15 protein-coding genes are annotated in these 17,671 nt (G+C 53.9%); all 15 read right to left on the bottom strand.

All coding sequences use genetic code 11. The features are described from left to right. Positions 1-2: 2 nt before the first annotated feature. The 15 genes from ABDW36_RS11570 to ABDW36_RS11500 all read right to left on the bottom strand — a co-directional run bounded on the left by ABDW36_RS11570 (position 3) and on the right by ABDW36_RS11500 (position 17,665). Positions 3-1,694 carry a RagB/SusD family nutrient uptake outer membrane protein gene (locus ABDW36_RS11570; RefSeq protein ID WP_343702058.1) on the bottom strand — a complete coding sequence of 564 codons (1,692 nt, stop codon included), beginning with the start codon at positions 1,692-1,694 and terminating at the stop codon, positions 3-5. Between the two features lie 12 nt (positions 1,695-1,706). Next, positions 1,707-5,042: a TonB-dependent receptor gene (locus ABDW36_RS11565; RefSeq protein WP_343702057.1), complete on the bottom strand. Its 3,336-nt coding sequence runs from the start codon at positions 5,040-5,042 to the stop codon at positions 1,707-1,709. Positions 5,043-5,298: 256 nt separating this feature from the next. Then, a complete protein-coding gene (locus ABDW36_RS11560) occupies positions 5,299-6,468 on the bottom strand; it encodes a FecR domain-containing protein (protein WP_343702056.1) in 1,170 nt (389 codons plus the stop codon). A gap of 73 nt (positions 6,469-6,541) precedes the next feature. After that, complete coding sequence (locus ABDW36_RS11555) at positions 6,542-7,132, bottom strand: RNA polymerase sigma-70 factor (protein ID WP_343702055.1); 591 nt, start codon at positions 7,130-7,132, stop codon at positions 6,542-6,544. Between the two features lie 94 nt (positions 7,133-7,226). Continuing rightward, positions 7,227-8,309, bottom strand: a complete 1,083-nt coding sequence (locus tag ABDW36_RS11550; RefSeq protein WP_343702054.1) for an amidohydrolase family protein — start codon at positions 8,307-8,309, stop codon at positions 7,227-7,229. A 61-nt stretch (positions 8,310-8,370) separates the two neighbouring features. Beyond that, positions 8,371-9,162: an SDR family oxidoreductase gene (locus ABDW36_RS11545; RefSeq protein ID WP_343702053.1), complete on the bottom strand. Its 792-nt coding sequence runs from the start codon at positions 9,160-9,162 to the stop codon at positions 8,371-8,373. A 20-nt stretch (positions 9,163-9,182) separates the two neighbouring features. Further along, entirely contained in the window at positions 9,183-10,115 is a 933-nt protein-coding gene (locus ABDW36_RS11540) for an aldo/keto reductase (RefSeq protein WP_343702052.1), read from the bottom strand. Positions 10,116-10,121: 6 nt separating this feature from the next. Continuing rightward, positions 10,122-11,153: a hypothetical protein gene (locus ABDW36_RS11535; RefSeq protein ID WP_343702051.1), complete on the bottom strand. Its 1,032-nt coding sequence runs from the start codon at positions 11,151-11,153 to the stop codon at positions 10,122-10,124. Between the two features lie 23 nt (positions 11,154-11,176). Beyond that, positions 11,177-12,001, bottom strand: a complete 825-nt coding sequence (locus tag ABDW36_RS11530; RefSeq protein ID WP_343702050.1) for an SMP-30/gluconolactonase/LRE family protein — start codon at positions 11,999-12,001, stop codon at positions 11,177-11,179. Position 12,002: 1 nt separating this feature from the next. Further along, complete coding sequence (locus tag ABDW36_RS11525; RefSeq protein WP_343702049.1) at positions 12,003-13,445, bottom strand: M81 family metallopeptidase; 1,443 nt, start codon at positions 13,443-13,445, stop codon at positions 12,003-12,005. Further along, positions 13,442-13,828, bottom strand: coding sequence for a RidA family protein (locus tag ABDW36_RS11520; protein ID WP_343702048.1), 387 nt, complete (start codon positions 13,826-13,828; stop codon positions 13,442-13,444). The genes ABDW36_RS11525 and ABDW36_RS11520 overlap by 4 nt, the downstream gene beginning before the upstream one ends. After that, positions 13,825-14,469 (bottom strand): RraA family protein, encoded by a 645-nt coding sequence (locus ABDW36_RS11515; protein ID WP_343702047.1) that lies wholly within the window; start codon positions 14,467-14,469, stop codon positions 13,825-13,827. The genes ABDW36_RS11520 and ABDW36_RS11515 overlap by 4 nt, the downstream gene beginning before the upstream one ends. Beyond that, positions 14,466-15,689, bottom strand: a complete 1,224-nt coding sequence (locus ABDW36_RS11510; protein ID WP_343702046.1) for an MFS transporter — start codon at positions 15,687-15,689, stop codon at positions 14,466-14,468. Before ABDW36_RS11510 ends, ABDW36_RS11515 begins: the two co-directional genes overlap by 4 nt. A gap of 9 nt (positions 15,690-15,698) precedes the next feature. After that, on the bottom strand, positions 15,699-16,595 hold the full coding sequence (locus ABDW36_RS11505; protein ID WP_343702045.1) for a dihydrodipicolinate synthase family protein: 897 nt from the start codon (positions 16,593-16,595) through the stop codon (positions 15,699-15,701). 20 nt (positions 16,596-16,615) lie between these two features. Next, positions 16,616-17,665 carry a PLP-dependent lyase/thiolase gene (locus ABDW36_RS11500; protein ID WP_343702044.1) on the bottom strand — a complete coding sequence of 350 codons (1,050 nt, stop codon included), beginning with the start codon at positions 17,663-17,665 and terminating at the stop codon, positions 16,616-16,618. Positions 17,666-17,671 lie beyond the last annotated feature (6 nt).

The following is a 17,671-nucleotide window of genomic DNA, read 5'->3' as shown; positions in this document are numbered from 1 at the left end:
ACCTAGTAGTTCGGGTTTTGGGTCAGGTTGCTGATCAATACTTCTGTTGAAGGGATGGGCCAGAGGTACTGGCGTGTTTCATCAAATTTACGCAGCGCAATCTGCTTGATCAACCCTGCGTTGTACATGTTTGAAAAATCAGCAATGCCGTCTTCATCTATCTCCGGTGTTTCAGGGAAGAACCAGAGGCCCGGTTTGGTTACCTTGTTGCGCAGGTCTTCAGGGTCCAGCAAACCGAAATTCTGTTTGTTCAATACCTTGCCGGCCAGCTTCCAGCGGATGATGTCCATATACCGGATACCTTCCAGGGCAAATTCCATCCTTCTTTCCACGCGCAGTATTTTGCGAAGCGCGGCTTGCCCTGTAACAGTTACGGCCGGGTAAGAACCGGTGGCGGTGTGGCTTACGCCGTATGCGCGGGCACGCACCATGTTGATAGCGTCCAGCACGGACTGGTCTATTTCATTCAGCTCAATTTTTGCTTCGGCGTACATCAGCAGCACGTCTGCATACCGTACAATGATCTTGTCTGGCTCTACTGACCAGGAATTTTGCGTCCAGTCTGCGTCAACGCCCTTTTTGCGTACCAGGCCGTTGTACGATGCAAAGATGGCTACCGAGCGGGTGTCTTTATTTTCCACATACTTGCCGTCTGCCACCTTGAACACCTTCAGGGAATCAGGGTGCGGCTGGTATGTATAGCCAAGGTGAGTGGTCTGGAACTCCGTGATGGTAGCGGCGCAACGGGGATCGCGGTTAAGGAAGGGCTGACGGGGATTGAACCTGGGCGATTCATCTATAGGCAGCCCATCGGTGCAAAGAAAAGCGCAGAACAGGTCCCACGACGGGTTTTTGGCGCCCCATCCGCCCGCGTTCCTGCTCACGTAGTTCTGGCAGTCTCCCAGCGTTACTTTCAGGGCTATAGAACGGGGCAGGCCGAAAATGGTTTCAACGGAGTTCTTGGTTTTGGAGAGGAAAAGATTGCCGAAGTCTGTATGCAGCTTGTACTGCTTGAGATCTATGCAAGCTTTCGCGGCATCCCTGGCCGTAGCGTAGTCTCCCATTTGCAGAGCAATGCGTGCTTTCATGGCCATGGCCGCACCGGCGGATGCGCGCTTCAGTTCTGTGCCTGCATAGGTTTTGGGCAGGTTGGCGATAGCGGAATCAAAATCAGTGTATATTTTCTTCAGCACCTCCGCCTTGTCTACCTGCCTGAGCTGCAGGGCCTGCTCAATATCCAGCTCCTCTTCCGTATAAATGATATTGCCGTAGTGAGACAACAGGCGGGAATACTGGCAGGCGCGTACAAAGCGGGCCTCTGCTGAATAGCGGCTGATCTGCGCCTGAGACAGTACATCGGATGCCCTGTCTACACTCAGCACAATGGCGTTTGCACGGGCAATGGCCTTGTAGGTGTTGACCCACCAGGTCCTGACAAAATCCGTTTCGCCGTTAATGGTGGCGCCGGTAACAGGCGTGGTAGCGTCCCGGTACAGGAAATCATCCGTCCACTCGTCACTGTCTACCATCCAGAACGCATCTTTGTACAGGCCGTTCAGCGACATCACAATTTCTTCCGGCGTAGAGTTCCAGGTTTCACCGGAGCCGTCTGAAAGCGGGTTCAGGTCAAGGCTACCGCATGACGACATAAAAAACAGAAAGCTGATAAAAGCGATGGATATTCTTTGTTTCATGATGTTGCGGTTTTAGAATTTAACAGATGCGCCCACCAGGTAAGTGACCGTAATGGGATAACCCAGTGAGTTCTGCTCAGGGTCCCAGCCTTTCGGGAAGTTATGAACAGAGAGCAGGTCTGTAACGGTAGCGTATAAACGTATACCCTGTACCCTGGCTTTCTGTACCAGGTTTTTGGGCAGGTTGTAGGCCAGGTTGATGTTCTTGAGGCGGAAATAGCCGCCGTTGATCAGCCAGTAGTCAGACAATACGTAGTTGTTGCCGACAGATGTATTGCTGTACCGGGGGTATTTTGCCCGAAGGTTCTGCTCAGGCGTGTTGTATTTGCTCCAGCTGTTGCCGTCTATGATCACGGGGAAGCCACCATAATTTTCCATCAGCGGCCGCACAATGTCTGCAGACAGGCGGGCATTCTGTTTACCTACCCCTTGCAGCACCACGCCCAGGTTCCAGTTTTTGTAACCGGCCTGCAAAGTGGCGCCATACATGTAACGGGGTAGTGAGCCACCCAGCAGTACACGGTCATATTCCGGGGAAATTTTACCGTCAGGCACGCCGTTGGGGCCACTGATGTCGCGGTAACGTACATCACCCGGCCTTACGTTTGCATTGGTTTTGGGGAATTTGTCAACGTCTTCCTGCGTTTGGAAAAGCCCGTCTGAAATGTAGCCGTACCATTCATTGAATTCACTGCCCTGCTTTTTGATCTGGTCACCCAGGAACTCTGTGCCGCCCAGGTCTCCCATGCGGGAGCGGAAGTCGGAGAGGTTGGCAGACACGCTATAGTTGAAGTCGCCTACCTTATCATTCCAGCTGACCATCATCTCCCAGCCGGTGGTATACATTTTACCGGTGTTCTGGTCCGGGTTGTCAAAGCCGATGAAATCCGGTATTTCCAGCTCCAGCAGCATATCACTGGTGGTCTTTTTGAAATAGTCACCGGTAAAACGCAGGCGGTTATCCAGCACGTTCACGTCTATACCGATGTCTGTGGAGGCCGTTGTTTCCCAGGAGATGTCACGGATAACATATTGCCATTGTGCGGCAGACTGGGCAGACACCACTGTATTACCCTGGTAAAACAGCGAATTGTTCTCAAAAGAAAGAATGGACTGGTAAGGGTAGTTGCCGATGCGCTCGTTGCCCAGCGTGCCCCAGGAGGCGCGCACCTTGAAGAAAGAAAGCCAGGGTGCCGCCCTTTTCATAAATGATTCCTGAGATACCACCCAGCCCGCGGATACAGAGGGGAAAGCACCCCAACGGTAGCCCGGCGCAAAGCGGGAAGAGGCATCGTACCGGATGTTGGCCTGCAGCAGGTATTTATCCCTGTAGTTGTACATTACCCGGCCAAACCAGGAGCGGTAAGCATTTTCCCATGCTGAACCACTATTGTCCCTGAACTCCAGCGGGCCCAGGTTGAGGTAAGGGTAAGAGGTGAGCACATACTGCCCGCGGGAAGCACCCAGATTTTCGTTGAACGCCTTGAAATATTCGTAACCACCCAGCAGGTTGATATTGTGGCCGCCCAGCTGTTTGGCGTAGTTAGCCAGGAACTGGACGGTATAGCGGTAACTGTCGTTCCGCTCCTCATTCAGCCTGGTTTCCGGCGCATCCTGGATATAGCCGGCGGGAGAATTGGGATTGCTCCAGCTGGTGTATTCTATCTTGCGCCTGAAGTTTTTTGTTTTATCGAAATTCAGGAAGGGAGACACCACGCCGGACAGCTTCAGCCCATCAATGGGCGTAAAATCAACGCCCAGCTTGCCGCCTAACTGGTTGTACCATTCTTTGCTGAAACCACCATGTTTCATCTGGGCGTAGATATTGGCGCCATCCTTGCCAGCGCCGATGCGCCCGTCTGACCATTCTGCCGCATACAGCGCCGGCATAATGCTCATTTTGTAAAACGGCACCACTACCGGCTGGTCAATGTTAGTTCGCCTGAAGTTGATGTCTGCCGTAGCGGTAAGGTATTTATTGATAACAATATCGTTATTCAAGCGGGCAGTGAGGCGCTTGTAAGTGCGGCCATCGTAGAGCGCCCCCAGGTCGTCATAACCCAGGGATACCTTGGAGCGAACGTTCTTGCCTGCCGCGTTGATGCCCAGTATATGGCTTTGCCGCGGCGCGTAACTATTCAGCATCAACCCACGCCAGTCTGTATTCGGGTATTCATCAGGATTTTCGGCGTGGAGCTGAAGATAATTATCTACCGTGGCTTTCGGGTAAGTGGGGTATTCATTGGCGTTGTTGCCGTTATCGTTCCAGCGCAGTTCGTTGGTGAGCTGCATGTAGCGCACTACATCCACGTAATCAGGCAGCTTGGTGGCCTTTTCTATCCCGTACTCGTACGCATAGTCCATGCTCAACTGGTTGCCCTTGGCACGTTTGGAGGTCACTACTATAACTCCGGCCGCAGCCCTGGAGCCATAGATGGAAGCGGACGCTGCATCTTTCAATACGGAGATGCTTTCCACATCATTCGGGTTGATGGTATTGATGTCATCTATGGGCACTCCATCCAGGATAATGAGCGGATTTATGCCTTCGCCGCCGATGGTGGTAATACCCCTGATGCGGATATTGGCCGTGGCGCCCGGCGCACTGCTGCTGCGGGTTACCATCACGCCCGGCATGGTACCCTGCAGGGCGGTGGAGATCTGTGCCGTTTTACGTTCGGTAATGGCCTCACCCTGCACGGCAGATACCGCACCGGTCAGGTCTGCTTTTTTCATGGAGCCGTATCCTACTACCACTACGCCCTCCAGCGCGGTATCCAGCGCTTTGGTCAGTTTCACCTGCAGGTTTTTCTGCCCGCTGAGGGTGACACTGTATTTTTCGAAACCGATATAAGTGAATACCAGCGTGGCGTTATCATCTACATTGCTGAGCCTGAACTCACCCTTGTCATCCGTGGTGGTACCTTTGGTGGTGCCCTGTACCATGATGGTAACACCAGGCAGCGGCTCTCCCGCATCATCGGTCACTTTACCGGAGATCACCACCGGTGGCGGCGGGAAAAACACCAGGTCAGGTATTTTCCGGGCATTAATCGTTTGTTTGCGGATGGAAATGGTCTTGTCCGTAATGGAATAGGTAAGCCCCTGGCCTTCCAGCGCAGCGGAAAGCAGCGCATCTACAGACGCGTGCTGCATAGACACCGTTACCGGCCGGGCCGCCTTTATCAGCTGGTTATCATAAAACACCACGTACCCGGTTTGTTTCCTGATGGCAGTAAAAACAGATTTCAACTTGACGTTCCTGCCGCTAAAGTTCACTGTCTGAGAGTACACGGAGGCGCTGGCATTTAGCATGGCCGCCATAATTAGCACGAATGTTAACTTCATCGCTAACAACATTTTGGTTGAGGATAGCAGATGGAATTTGTGGTGAACAGAACCCGCGGATGATACAGGTAACGGAATAGCCGCAGCTATCCGCTTGCAAAGAGCGATAAATTTAAATTGCATACATTTGCATTGTTTGGTTGAATGAATAGGCAGTTCTAGCCGATTGTTTTGTTCGTTCCCCGCCAAATGTCCGCCAGAGATGTTCGCAGCATTTCTGGCTTTTTTTTGACAGGGCGGTTATTGTTCAGTTTTTCTATTTTAACACCGTAATATTCCTTCCTTCTATTTTAAATTTCACGTTGTTCTCTTCCAGTATTTTCAGCACTTTAGACAAGGGCAGGGAGCGCTGCATGCCGCCGCCGAAGCTCCTGTCCGGCACCCAGCCGCCTTCATAAGTAACGGTAATATCGTACCAGTTTTCCAGCTGCCGCATCACGCTGGGCATGTCTGCATCGTTAAACTGGAAGTACCCATTCTTCCATGCCATTACCTCATCCAGGTCAACGTCATCAGCCACGCTCATTTTGCCGCTACCGGTTACGCGGGCCTGCTGGCCGGGCTCCAGCACCGTGCGCTCATAAGCGGTATTCACTTTCACCGCGCCTTCCAGCAGGGTGGTTTTGATAGCTGCTTCCCCTTCATACGCATTGATATTAAAATGCGTGCCCAGCACCTCTACCGTTGTGTTGCCCGTAGTAACGCGGAAAGGCCGCGCCTTGTTGGGCGCCACTTCAAAATATACTTCACCGCTTATTTTCACCGCCCGTTCATGGTCTGCAAAAGCCACCGGAAAGGTGATGGAAGATGCGGCGTTGAGCCATACCCTGGTACCGTCCGGCAGGGTGAGGCGATATTCTCCTCCCCTGGGCGTGCGCATGGTGTTCAGTGCGTTGGCGTTCCCGAAGGCGCCGTTGCCCTGGTAGCTCAACTGACCCTTGGCGGTTTTCACCACCTGCACATTGCCCTGCTGCGCCAGTATGCCATTGGCCGCACTGTCCAGCGTAATGACCGTACCGTCTCCCAGTGTGAGCACGGCCTTGTTGCCCCCGGCCGGCACCTCATTACGGTAGCGGGGCTGCTCCGCCACAGGGTTGCCTTCGCCTGCTCCCCTGAACAGGTAGGCGGCGCCGGCCAGCAGCAACACCACGGCGGCCGCAGCGGCGGGCCACCAGCGTTGCAGGCGGTGAAGAGGCCGGGTCTTGGGCCTTTCCTCTTCAAAAACAGCAGACAATATCCGTTCAGACATCTCCCCAGGCATGGCCACATCCGGTTTGTACCCGCTCCAGGCCTCTTCCAGCAGCTCTTTCAGCGTATCATCGTTGCGGGCGGAATCAATCCAACGTGCCAGTTCCTTTTGCTCATCTTCCGTACAGGTACCGTTGAAATACCTGTTTACCAGGTATTGTAAGCGTTCTCTCAACATGGTGAGTGATTTATCTTCCTGTTAAATAGACAAGCGGGAAAAAAGAGATACCTAGTTTTTCAGAAAAAAATTTTCAAGGCAGGAAAAACAGCACTATCAGCAGCAGGCTGCAGGTTTCCGGGGATGCGCTCATTTGGCGGCGCAGCTGGCGGAGGGCTTCGATCATATGGTTATTGACGGTAGAGGGGGATATTTTGAGGAAAGCGGCAATTTCATCGTGCTTCAGACCCTGCTCCCGGCTGAGGGTGAACACCAGCTTCTGCTTGGGCGTCAGGGTGTTGAGGGCGGAATGCAGGTTGTGCTGCACTTCTTTTTGAGACAACTGTTCTTCCGTATCTGCTGCAACCAGGGGCTGCACTTTTCCCAGCTCTTCGAGTATGAGCGTTTCCTTTGCCATTCTTTTCAGGGAATTGATCACCCGGTTCTGGGCCATGCGGTATACGTAGCCGCCAAACTGTTCAATATGGAGAAGGTTTTTCCGGTCTTTCCAGAGTTTCAGGAACACGTCCTGGATCACGTCTTCCGTAGTTTCCGGAGAGCCGGTGGCGCGGAGCAGAAAGCCGTACAGCTTGTGGCTGTACATCCTGAACAGGGAGGCGAATGCAGCTTCATTTCCTTCGGCGGAACAACGCAGCAGTTCTTTTTCATTGTTAGCAGACTCCATGGAAGAACAGGAATAGTGGAATTTCAATACATAACGTAGACCACTTAAAATTAGCAAATTACTTTGAAATCCAAATTCCTTTTTCCCTGCCGCGCTATTCGAAGAGGCTTTTGTCTATACGGGGGATGATTTTCAGTGCGTTCTTATAATAGATCTTCTTCAGGATATCGTCAGGCAGGTCCATGCCGTACATGCGCCAGAAGGCGTGGTACTTTTTATGGTAGGGGAAATATTCGTCTGCTGTTTCCAGCACGCGAAAGTAGGTGCCGTACTCGTCAGGCTGCCAGGAGTCTTTACCGAACAGTATCCTGTCCTGGTACTTTTCAAAAAACTGCCGGGCCATTTTAGGCTGCCGCCCCAGTTCTGCAATAACGGCCCCAAACTCCACGTACATATTGGGCATCTGGTCCATCAGCTTGCCGAGGTGGGCCAGGTTGTTGGCATACCAGCCAAAGTGGGCGTTGATGAACGTGGTGCGGGGGTGCTTTTTGAACATGCGGTGCTCTTCGTCTATGATCTGCTGCCAGGGGGCGGGATTGGCATCACTGCGCTTGCGGCCTGGGTGTGTTTTCAGCTCCAGCCACCGCTCGTTGGTATTATCTTCCGGGCCCCAGAAAGGCTGCGGGTCTGCCGCGTGGATGAGCACCGGTATTTTCAGCTCCCCGCATTTGGCCCAGATGGCATCCAGCCGGGGATCATCAATAGGCACCCGTTTGCCGGTATTGTCTTTCACGCTGAGGCCCAGGTTTTTGAACACCTTCAGGCCGTTAGCCCCGTTCTTCACGTCTTCCGCCAGCCGCTGCACGGCCTTTTCCGTCCAGCCCGGTTCCCCGATGCCGTTAAAATCAACGTTGGCGAATACGATGAAGCGTTTGGGCGCATGGGCCTTGATGTTGTCCGTCATGTTCTTCAGGCCCTGCCCGTTGCCGCCGCTCAGGTTCACCATTACCTTCATATTGAGGGCGTCCATGTCTTTGAGCAGGCCGCTCAGATTACCATTGCCCAGGCCGCGCTGGTGGTTGTGCACATCAATAAAAGGGAATTTTGCTTTTTTCAGCGGGTGTTCCGGCACTACGAGAGTAGACACGGGGTCATACTTTTCAAAGTCCATCACCTGGGCTTTCATGGAAGCTGCGGAGAGTAGCAGCGGGCATATGAGGATATACGGTTTCAGCATACTTAAAGCTAAAAAAATATCCGGTACTTTTTGGCGGCAAGTGATGAGTGGTGGTATGACTTCACCAGCTGGTCCACCCGCCGTCTACCAGCAGGTGATGCCCGGTAATGAAAGCCGCGGCGTCCGAGGCCATAAATACCACCGGCCCCTTGATATCATCATCTTCCGCAAACCTCCCCAGCGGCGTAAGGCGTTTATAGTTTTCCACAAACTCGTCCCTGCCGGCAGTTTGCATTACACCGGGGCCATAGCCGCCCGGGCTGATGCAGTTTGCCCGTATATTGTACCTGCCGTAAAAATTGGCCAGCCACTTGGTAAAGCCTACCATGCCCCATTTGTCATACGTATAATTAACAGGACTGGTCATGCCGGTATTGCCGTACACCGGGAAGTTGGGGCCTACGGCGCCTTGTATAGACCCGATATTGATGATGTTGCCGCCTCCCTGCGCTTTCATGACCGGTACTACTGCGCGGGTCATCAACATAAGGCCGGTAGCATTAATGCGTTGGGCCCTCTCCCAGCTTTCTACATCAATGTCTTCCAGGTTGGCAAACCCTTCCCGTGAAACGGCGTTGTTCACCAGCACGTCAATGCGTCCGAAACGCTGCTTTACCTCCTTTACAAATGTGGCAATGGAGCTTTCGTTTTCCAGGTTGAGCGCCATGCCTTCTGCCTGCCAGCCCTTTGCCCGAATGCTTTCCGCCAGTTGTTGGCATTTCTCAACATCCCGTGAAGCAATAATAACCAGGGCGCCGGCTTCTGCCAGGGCGGTAGAAATGGGCACACCAAAAAAACCTGCTCCACCGGTTACAATGGCCACTTTCCCTTCCAGGCTGAATAAATGCTGCATATGCTTTTTGTTTTGAAGTTCTATTTGTTCCACATTCCAGGGGTCAGTACCACCTCTTCCACGTTGCTGAAAACATCGGCCAGTTTTGCGTACACGGCAGCCGGTATAGCCGGGCCGTTCATCAGCGCTACATTCTCCGCTATCTGCTCCGTGTTTGCCGCGCCAATTACAAGACTGCTTATGCCCGCCAAATCCCGCACAAATGAAAATGCCAGCTGGGCCACGCTCATGCCTGCCTCCGCCGCCAGCTGCCGGAGTTGGCGCAGATGTGGTGCGGCGGCCGTGAGATTGCCTCTCAGTGCTGCTTCGTCCATAAAAAAGAGCCCCTGCAAAAATATGCTGCGCGCAAACACCAGTTTGTTCTGCTGCTGCAGGCGGGTGAGGTTGCCGTTACGAATCAGCCGCTGATCCAGCATGTTTACCGGTATCTGGGTAGCTTCAATGCTTTCTTCGCCAAGCACGTATTCCACATCTTCAGGATAAAATGCGGAAATACCGCCAATGTTGATCAACCCTTCCGCCTTCAACCGGCGGAGAATTTCCGGAACTATCTTCATCAGCTCACCGGCAGGCTCCGTGCTTTTATGCAGCAGGCAAACAGGCAACTGCGGAATGTTCAGCACCCGCAACGATTCTTTTACACTGCTTGCCGCTTCCAGCCAGGCCGCTTCCAGGTTGGTAATATTTGCGGCACTGATCTTGAACTTTGAGACGATGTGCGGCTTTGATGCGCAGGCAGCCATGTAATCAGCCAGCACTGCTTCCGCATGGCCATATTGACGGGCCGTATCAAAAGTATTGATACCGGCGGCAGCCGCGTGCTGCAACATGCTGATGCTTTCCTGCAGCGAAGGAACGCCTGTATGGTTAGATATACCGTAAGGCATGCCCAGCTGCACCGTGCCGAGGCACAGCCTGGAAAACCGGTAGCCCTTATGTTCAGTTGTTTCCATTTCTTTTTATTTCACACCAATAACCGCCGGCGTACGGACACCTGGTTTGATCTCGCCGCTGATGTAAATCCACCGGCCTTGCCAGTATACAACGGGCAGGGTTACGCGGGAAGGGAATGCCGCCTCATAGCCGGCCAGCTCCCATGTTTCTGTTTCCGGCGCGTAATACAGGATGTTCCGCACAATACCGGGATGCGTAGCCGGGTCTTTATACCGCGCCGTAACGGCGTCTACACCGCCCCAAAATAAAAAACGGCCGTCTTGTAATACGGGCACGGTGCCGCCTGCGGCAGATGCGCCACGGGGCATGGGCACCGGTATTTTTTTCCATTCCGGCGCCCATCCATTGGCTGTTCTGTGAAGGCGGAGCGTATACCCGTCCTGCAGAATATGCCTGAATTTTTCGCCCTTGCTGTTTAAACGCGTGGTTTCACCACTGAACATATACATGGCGTCTTTATACACTGCGCAAACCGGGAATATCCGTTCAGGGCCCGGCCAGGGTGTGATTTCGGCCCAGCCTTGCTGCGGCCTGCGCAGGTCAAGCACATAACATTTTTTAATAGCGCCGCCTGCAGCGCTGTTGCTGCCTCCTGCCACCACCATGGCATCATCCAGAACGGCGCCCGCCATGTTGGCAAGCGGTTGCGGAAGAGAAGGGTAACTTGTCTGTTCCAGCTTTTTCCCGTTCCATTCATACGCCGTCACCGTATTCAAATGCTCTTTTTCATTGCTGCCGCCGGCCAGTATGATCTTGTTCCCGCAGGTAACAGATACACCATATGCAGCGGGATGGGGCAATTTCTGTTCTGCCTTTGCCCAGCTTTTGCCTGGCTCCAGTACATAGATGTCATCATACCACACTTTCTTTCCTCCTTGCCAGGGCATTTGCCCGGGGAAGTTGGCGCCGCCCATACAGATCAGCGCACCGCCGCTCACGCCGGCATACATACCGGCCCAGCCCTTGCCGCCCGGCAACTCCGGCAGGGCGGCCCATTGCAATGTATCTTGCGCGGCAAGTTTTGTAATTGTCAGCATACATATCCAGCATAAAAATTTCATCACCCTTTTATTTTGATCTCCAGCAATGCCCCGGGGCCTGGTTCGCCATAGCCGCCGGTTACAAGAATGGTTTGCCCCTCTTCATTGTCGGCGGTTATACAAAGATTGCTCACCAGGGGCATACCTGTATCTATGGTAAACAGCAACTCGCCCGTTTCGCTTAATACATGCACGGCCTGCATGCCGTAATGCGCCACCCAGAGGCGGCCCTGCCTGTCTACCGCTAAACCGTCCGGCAGGTTATATCCGTTATGATTGAAGGGCAACTCCGCAAATACTTCCGGCGGCCCTGCGGCTACCCCCGGGCCGCTTAGTGCAATATGCAGAATACGGTTGCGGTAACTTTCCGCCACAAACAGCCGGCTCCCGTCAGCAGACAATACAAGCCCGTTGGCGTAGTCAAGACCTGCGGCTACAATGCGTTGTTCTCCGCCGGCGCCAACAAAGCAGACCTTGCCGTTCTCTCTTACGGAATCGGAAAAGTAAAGATGTTGTGCCGCATCCACCACCAGGTCATTCGGTGTATCAAAAGCAACACCTGCGCAGGATGCCTGTATAATGTGCCCCAGCCACTCCCCCTGCGGACTGAAGCGGCTAATAGCGGCTTTTCCCGTATCACACACCCAATGCTCCCCGCCCGGCAATATTGACTGTCCGTTGGGACAGCCTGCCTGGCCCCATGGCCGATATTGGCCATCTGTTCCCAACCTGCCTATGGTCCCGCCGGTGAGCGTCGTAAAATACAGATTGCCGTCTGCATCCACGGCAGGGCCTTCCGTGTAGAAGGGCAAATCCAGCAGCCGTGAAATGGTGTATGATGCCATGTTATATGTTTTCTTCGAAGGGGAACATTGGCCGCCTTCTACACCGGTAATTAAAAAGCGTCATGTCAGCGCCGGTAACACCCGGCGTGTCTACCTGTACAATTGAAGGACATACGCCTGCGTACGCGGCTATGGGCGCATTTACGCCCTTTGCCGCAACCCATGCAAAGTCTGCGGGACCAAGGTTAAAAGCGGTCATCTGGCGGAGGCTGTACGGCGGCGTGCGGCGCGTGGTGAACATCACCGTGTTGCCGGCGTGTGTTTTGATAACGGCAACCGGCCCCATATCGTAATTCACAAAGCCCCCGTGTTTGGGTGTAGTTTCAACAAACCGCCCGTCTGCCAGCTGCAGCAGCGTTGCCTCTGTGTTATAATGGCCGGTGGTGAGGGCAAAGCGGCTTCCTGTCGAAAACCGGCGGCATACTTCCACTGCCGCCGGGTCATGAATGCAAATAAACCCGGGGCCCAGGCCCGCTTTTTCCATGGCTTCCAGCAGCAGGGTGCTGTTACCGGGCGCCCCGCCTCCCACATTATCTCCCATGTCCAGCAGCAGCACCGGTGCAGGCATGTCTTTCAATAAAGGGATGACCGTTTCGATATTTTGTTTTTGTCCGTTGAAATCTGTTTTTCTTTCCCGTATGTATGAGCGTAATGCCTCAGCAGCATTGGTATGCGCACCGTCTGCCACCAGTAGAAAGGCAGTGCCCATTTCCGGCACGTCCGCATAAGGGAAGCCCAGAAGCACGCTCAGTGACAGCAAGCTGTTCTCCGTTTTCACCTGTTCTGCGAAGGCGTACAATTCCTTGCAGGGAGAGCGGTCTGTATATTGCTGCTCAATACTGATGGCCAGCGGCAGCTGTACCAACTGCTGCACAGGTCTTATTTTTCCCCTGAGGGTGTCTATCATCAGCAGGGCGGCTTTGCGGCCGGTTGCCCGCTGGTCTGTATGCGGGTTGGTAGCATACGCTACCAGTGCATCAGTAGCCGCAGCCATAGCCGGGCTAACATTGGCATGAGGGTCAAGCGTACCGGTAACCGGAATATGTGCGCCCAGTTTTTCCCGCAGCAAGCCCAGCCAATGCCCGTCCATATCCGGATAACCTTCCGCCACGCCGGCCCCATGCGGCACAACAATACACCCGTCTACCGGCAGTACTTCATCCAGCATGCGCATCATTTCATACACCATTGTTTCATACGCCTCTTTTACGATAATGCCACCGGGCGTGGCCATGGTGTATAGCACCGGCACCAGCTCCATATCGCCGCAGGTACCAATGGCCTCAATAATGCCACTGATCTCGTGATGCGCGCCGGCATACTCCTGCAGGATACCTTCTCCCGCCAGCCAGTAACCGCTCCTGAAATCGCCGAGTGTAGTGGGCGTTGCTATGAACGTATTGGTTTCATGGTAGATGCCCAGCAGGGCAATGCGTTTCTTCATTTTTTTCCGGTATAAACCACAATGTCCACTTCAAATTTCAGCAGGTCTCCCAGGCAGCCTATCAGGGTTGTTCTGGCCGGGTAAGGCGCACTGAAATATTCGCGGTAGATGGCATTAAACTCCGCCAGGTCTTCCTGCCGGCCTACGTAATTCCGCACCTGCACGGCATCTGCCAGCGAAGCACCAGCTGCTTCCACAATTCTTTTCAGATTATCGAAAGACCGGCGGCATTCCCCTGCAAACGTATCTTTCACGATATTCCCCTGGTCATCTACAGATGCCTGACCCGATACAAACAGGTAATCTCCGGCAATAATGCCCGGTGAAAAGGGTAAATGGCTTTGCGGGATATTGCTGCCGCTGATCACTTTCTTTTGACTCATAACACTCCGTATTTTTTATATGCTTCAGATGCCTTCATACCATTGCGAATGGCATCTCTTGTAATATTTTCCGCATTTACTTTTTCCAGCGCGGCCTTCAGGGCTTGCTCTTCCAGGTGGCGCGGCACCACTACAATCCCGTCTTCATCTGCCATTACCAGGTCTCCCGGGTTAAACCGCACCCCGTCTATTTCCACGGCAACGTCCACATCCACTACCCGCTGGCGGTGCTGGCTGTCATAAGGGTTCCTGGACGTGGCAAACACCGGGAATCCCATTGTCTTCATTTTATCAATATCTCTTACCGCGCCGTGAACAATTACGCCGGTGCAGCCGCTGTTGCGGGCGGCGGTAGACAGCAGCTCGCCCCAGATGCCGGAGCGGGTGGAGCCTCCCGCGGCGCATATCAGCACATCTCCCGGCTGGCAGGAATCTACTGCCTGCAGCTCCAGCTCATAGGGATTTTTATCTTCATGGTACATATCTGCCCACAGCGTTGTTTTGCAACGGCCCAGCAGTTTGGGAATGCCTGTGTATGCATGAAAAGGCAACCGGGTAGCCTGCTGTTTGTATCCCAACTGGTCCAGTACGTCAGACAATACGGCCACGTACAAGCGGGCGGTCAGATCTTCAAAATTCATTTTTCTGTGGTTTTAATATTTCTGATAATGAACAATACAACGGCGCACACCAGCAGGATGAGGGCCGCTACGCGGAACACGCTGCCGAGGTTGATCTGCACATCCCTCAACGCACCGCCCGCATAAATGCCGATGCCGCCTACAATGGCGCTGAACATGTTGAGCACACCGTACCCCGTGGCGCGGTACCGCGCATCTGTAATGAGGCAGAGAATGGGCATCATATTGGCATCACTGAAACTCCGTGTCAGCGCATAGATCATAAAACATACTACGGCCACATACAATGAGCCGGTGCCGGAGGCCATGAAGATGGCCGGCGCCGCTATGAGCAATCCCAGCATGGGTACCAGGATGCGCCCGCGGGGATTGGTACGGCTCCAGTAGTCTGCCAGGAAACCGCCCAGCAATACGCCTGCCAGTGACGCCGTATGAAAATAGCCGGTGGCATATACGCCTGCCATACTTTGCGATATGGAAAAATGCTCTTTGTAATAGGTAGGCAGCCAGGCTACCACCATCCAGCCCGCAACGCCCAGCAGGCTCCAGAAAAGCAGGGCCATAAAATAGGCGCGGCTGCGGAAGAGGTTGGCCATGGCGGCAGAGAAACTTGCTGCAGGTTGTGCTGCTGCCCCATGCCCCTCTGCTGCAGGCTTTGCATCACGCAGGGTGAAGAGCAGCACCACGGAGTAGCAGATGCCGATTATACCGAATATGCTGAAAGCAAAATTCCAGGAATGCTCTTCCGCCATCCAGCCGCCGATAAACCCAAGGCTCTGGCCCAGCATAATACCGCCCATGTGAATACCCGTAGCCAGGGAACGCGTATTGCCCTTATGATAGTCTACGATCAGCGCCAGCGCTGCGGGAATGTAACAGGCTTCGCTGATGCCCATCAACGCGCGGGTGAGCAGCAGCTCTTCAAAGGTGGTAGCATGTGAGGTGAGCCAGGTAACGGCAGACCATACAAACAGGCTGACAATGATCACCTTGCTGCGGCTGAAACGGTCTGCCAGGAAACCCGCCAGCGGGCTCAGCAAGCCATATATCCACAAAAAGACTGAAGTCAATAACCCGAACTGCGCATCCGTCATGGGTATGGCTTCCAGTATGGAACTGCGCATGGTAGTGATCATCATCCGGTCAAGGTAGTTGAGGCATCCCACTACGCAAAGCAGCGCCACTACCATCCAGGGATAATACCCGGTCATTTTCTTCATATGCTCCGTTTAGGTTGCCGGTGTGTAAAAACTTTCTATTTCCTCTACCATGCCCATCACCTCTTCATCAGACCATGGCAGCGGCCTGCCCAGCAACGGCGGCTTCGGGTCTCCAATGGTGATATTGTACTTCAGCTGCATGGCCCGGTTGAAGAAAGACCAGATCACCGGCAATATACTATCTATAAAACGCTGGAACGTTAACATATATTCCATGGCATGGCGCGTATTACCTTCCAGGAAAGACTCCCTGATATATTTGCAGGTGGGCCCGAACAGGTTGTAGCTGGTACCGATGGCGCCCACTGTACCACACATGGCAGCCTGGCACATCAGTTCATCCGCCCCGCTGAACAGCTTCCAGTGCTGCGCCTGGTTATGGATATTGCTGATCTCCAGCAATTTCACCGTGGTCAGCTTCAGGCCATGCACCTGTGGCAGGGCCAGCAACCTGTCTATCACCTCCTGGCTGGCCGCATTCCCTATCTGGTAAGGGAAAAACGGTACATCGGTTGATTCGGCTATGCGGCGGTAGTGCTCAAAAGCCATATCTGCCGTGGCGCCGTAATAAATGGGGCCTACAGAAGAAATACCATCCGCTCCCAGGCGGGCCGCATGTTTGGCCAGCCTTACAGACTCTTCTGTATTCAACGCGCCTACCTGCACCATTACCGGTATTCTTTTATTGGCAATTTCCAGTGTAGCCTGCGTGATCTCTTTTCTTTCCCGTTCACTGAACAAAAAGCCCTGCCCCGTAGACCCGAGCAGGTATAGGCCGTCTACGTTCTGCTCAATCAATAGCTCTACGAGCTTTTCCATTTCGCTGCTGTTAAAACTTCCGTCCGGGTTAACAGGCGTAAACAGGGCCGGCCAGAGGCCTTGGAACATATCATTTTTGTTGCTCATAACCGTTTATCATTATCGTATTAGAAAAAATATTGTATCCTGCTTTCGAGCTGTGCGCTCTCCACCGGTGTTACCGGCGGCAGGTCAAAATAAGTGTCTACTGAAAGCATGTCTTTAAATCCGCTGCCGGTAACCAGGCATACTACCTTTTCATGCGGCCCCACTTCATTGCGCTGCACGGCATCCTCCAGCCCGGCAAGCGCTACCGCGCCCGCCGGCTCGGCAAAAATGCCTTCTGTTTGCGCCAGTGCCTGCTGCCATGCAAATACCCGCCGGTCATTCACTGTATAACCATTACCGTTACTAGCGCGGCAGGATAAAATGACTTCGTTACCGTCAATTACGCTGGGCACCTGCAGGCCGCTGATACCGGTGGCAGATGAGGCCGCCGCACGCGCCGCTCCTGCGCCGTTGCGCAAGGGCGTTGCAATGGTATCATTCCCTTCCGGCTGCACGCAGTTTACCCGCACGGCGGCGCCATATTGCGCAAGCCCTTTTGCTACTGCGAGCGTGAGACCGCCCCCTCCTGCCGGTACAAAAATGTGCTGAACGTTCCGTTCCATGGCTTCCAGCAGCTCATACGCTATGGTTTGCACGCCCTGCATGCCGGAAGGGCAGTAGCGGTAAGCGCTGATGGGGAGCGGCAGGCGTTGCGCCCTGCAGAGATGCTCCAGCATGTTAAAAACCCCGGTTGTTACCGCCGGATCTTTGCCAAAGCCTTTCACCATGCAGATTTCCGCGCCATACAGCTGCATCTGCTTTATTTTGGGCGCGGGCGCCCCGTCAACCACCACCAGGAAACAACGGATACCGGCCGCGGCGCAGTAAGCCGCCAAAGCGGCGCCCGTGTTACCGCTGGAAGTGGCAATGCATACCTTCTGCCCTGCCGCCTTCAGCTCAGATACCAGTACGGCGGCAAACCGGTCTTTGTAAGAGCCGGTAGGGTTCAGATTTTCCAGCTTGAAATAGAGGTGAGGAATACCCAGCCGCGGGCCAATGGCTACAGACCGCACCAGCGGTGTATGCCCTTCTCCCAGCAGCACGCGGTGCTGTTCCGCTACTGCGGGCAAATGCTC

It is taken from the genome of Chitinophaga sp. (assembly GCF_039596455.1).
Classification (GTDB): Bacteria; Bacteroidota; Bacteroidia; order Chitinophagales; family Chitinophagaceae; genus Chitinophaga.
Note: the sequence above shows the minus strand (reverse complement) of the source record. Positions and strands in the feature narration are given on the sequence as shown.

What these genes read in the sequence shown, in the direction of transcription:
- ABDW36_RS11570 (WP_343702058.1), bottom strand. Translation starts at nt 1,694, where the DNA reads ATGAAACAAAGAATATCCATCGCTTTTATCAGCTTTCTGTTTTTTATG.
- ABDW36_RS11565 (WP_343702057.1), bottom strand. Translation starts at nt 5,042, where the DNA reads ATGAAGTTAACATTCGTGCTAATTATGGCGGCCATGCTAAATGCCAGC.
- ABDW36_RS11560 (WP_343702056.1), bottom strand. Translation starts at nt 6,468, where the DNA reads ATGTTGAGAGAACGCTTACAATACCTGGTAAACAGGTATTTCAACGGT.
- ABDW36_RS11555 (WP_343702055.1), bottom strand. Translation starts at nt 7,132, where the DNA reads ATGGAGTCTGCTAACAATGAAAAAGAACTGCTGCGTTGTTCCGCCGAA.
- ABDW36_RS11550 (WP_343702054.1), bottom strand. Translation starts at nt 8,309, where the DNA reads ATGCTGAAACCGTATATCCTCATATGCCCGCTGCTACTCTCCGCAGCT.
- ABDW36_RS11545 (WP_343702053.1), bottom strand. Translation starts at nt 9,162, where the DNA reads ATGCAGCATTTATTCAGCCTGGAAGGGAAAGTGGCCATTGTAACCGGT.
- ABDW36_RS11540 (WP_343702052.1), bottom strand. Translation starts at nt 10,115, where the DNA reads ATGGAAACAACTGAACATAAGGGCTACCGGTTTTCCAGGCTGTGCCTC.
- ABDW36_RS11535 (WP_343702051.1), bottom strand. Translation starts at nt 11,153, where the DNA reads ATGCTGACAATTACAAAACTTGCCGCGCAAGATACATTGCAATGGGCC.
- ABDW36_RS11530 (WP_343702050.1), bottom strand. Translation starts at nt 12,001, where the DNA reads ATGGCATCATACACCATTTCACGGCTGCTGGATTTGCCCTTCTACACG.
- ABDW36_RS11525 (WP_343702049.1), bottom strand. Translation starts at nt 13,445, where the DNA reads ATGAAGAAACGCATTGCCCTGCTGGGCATCTACCATGAAACCAATACG.
- ABDW36_RS11520 (WP_343702048.1), bottom strand. Translation starts at nt 13,828, where the DNA reads ATGAGTCAAAAGAAAGTGATCAGCGGCAGCAATATCCCGCAAAGCCAT.
- ABDW36_RS11515 (WP_343702047.1), bottom strand. Translation starts at nt 14,469, where the DNA reads ATGAATTTTGAAGATCTGACCGCCCGCTTGTACGTGGCCGTATTGTCT.
- ABDW36_RS11510 (WP_343702046.1), bottom strand. Translation starts at nt 15,689, where the DNA reads ATGAAGAAAATGACCGGGTATTATCCCTGGATGGTAGTGGCGCTGCTT.
- ABDW36_RS11505 (WP_343702045.1), bottom strand. Translation starts at nt 16,595, where the DNA reads ATGAGCAACAAAAATGATATGTTCCAAGGCCTCTGGCCGGCCCTGTTT.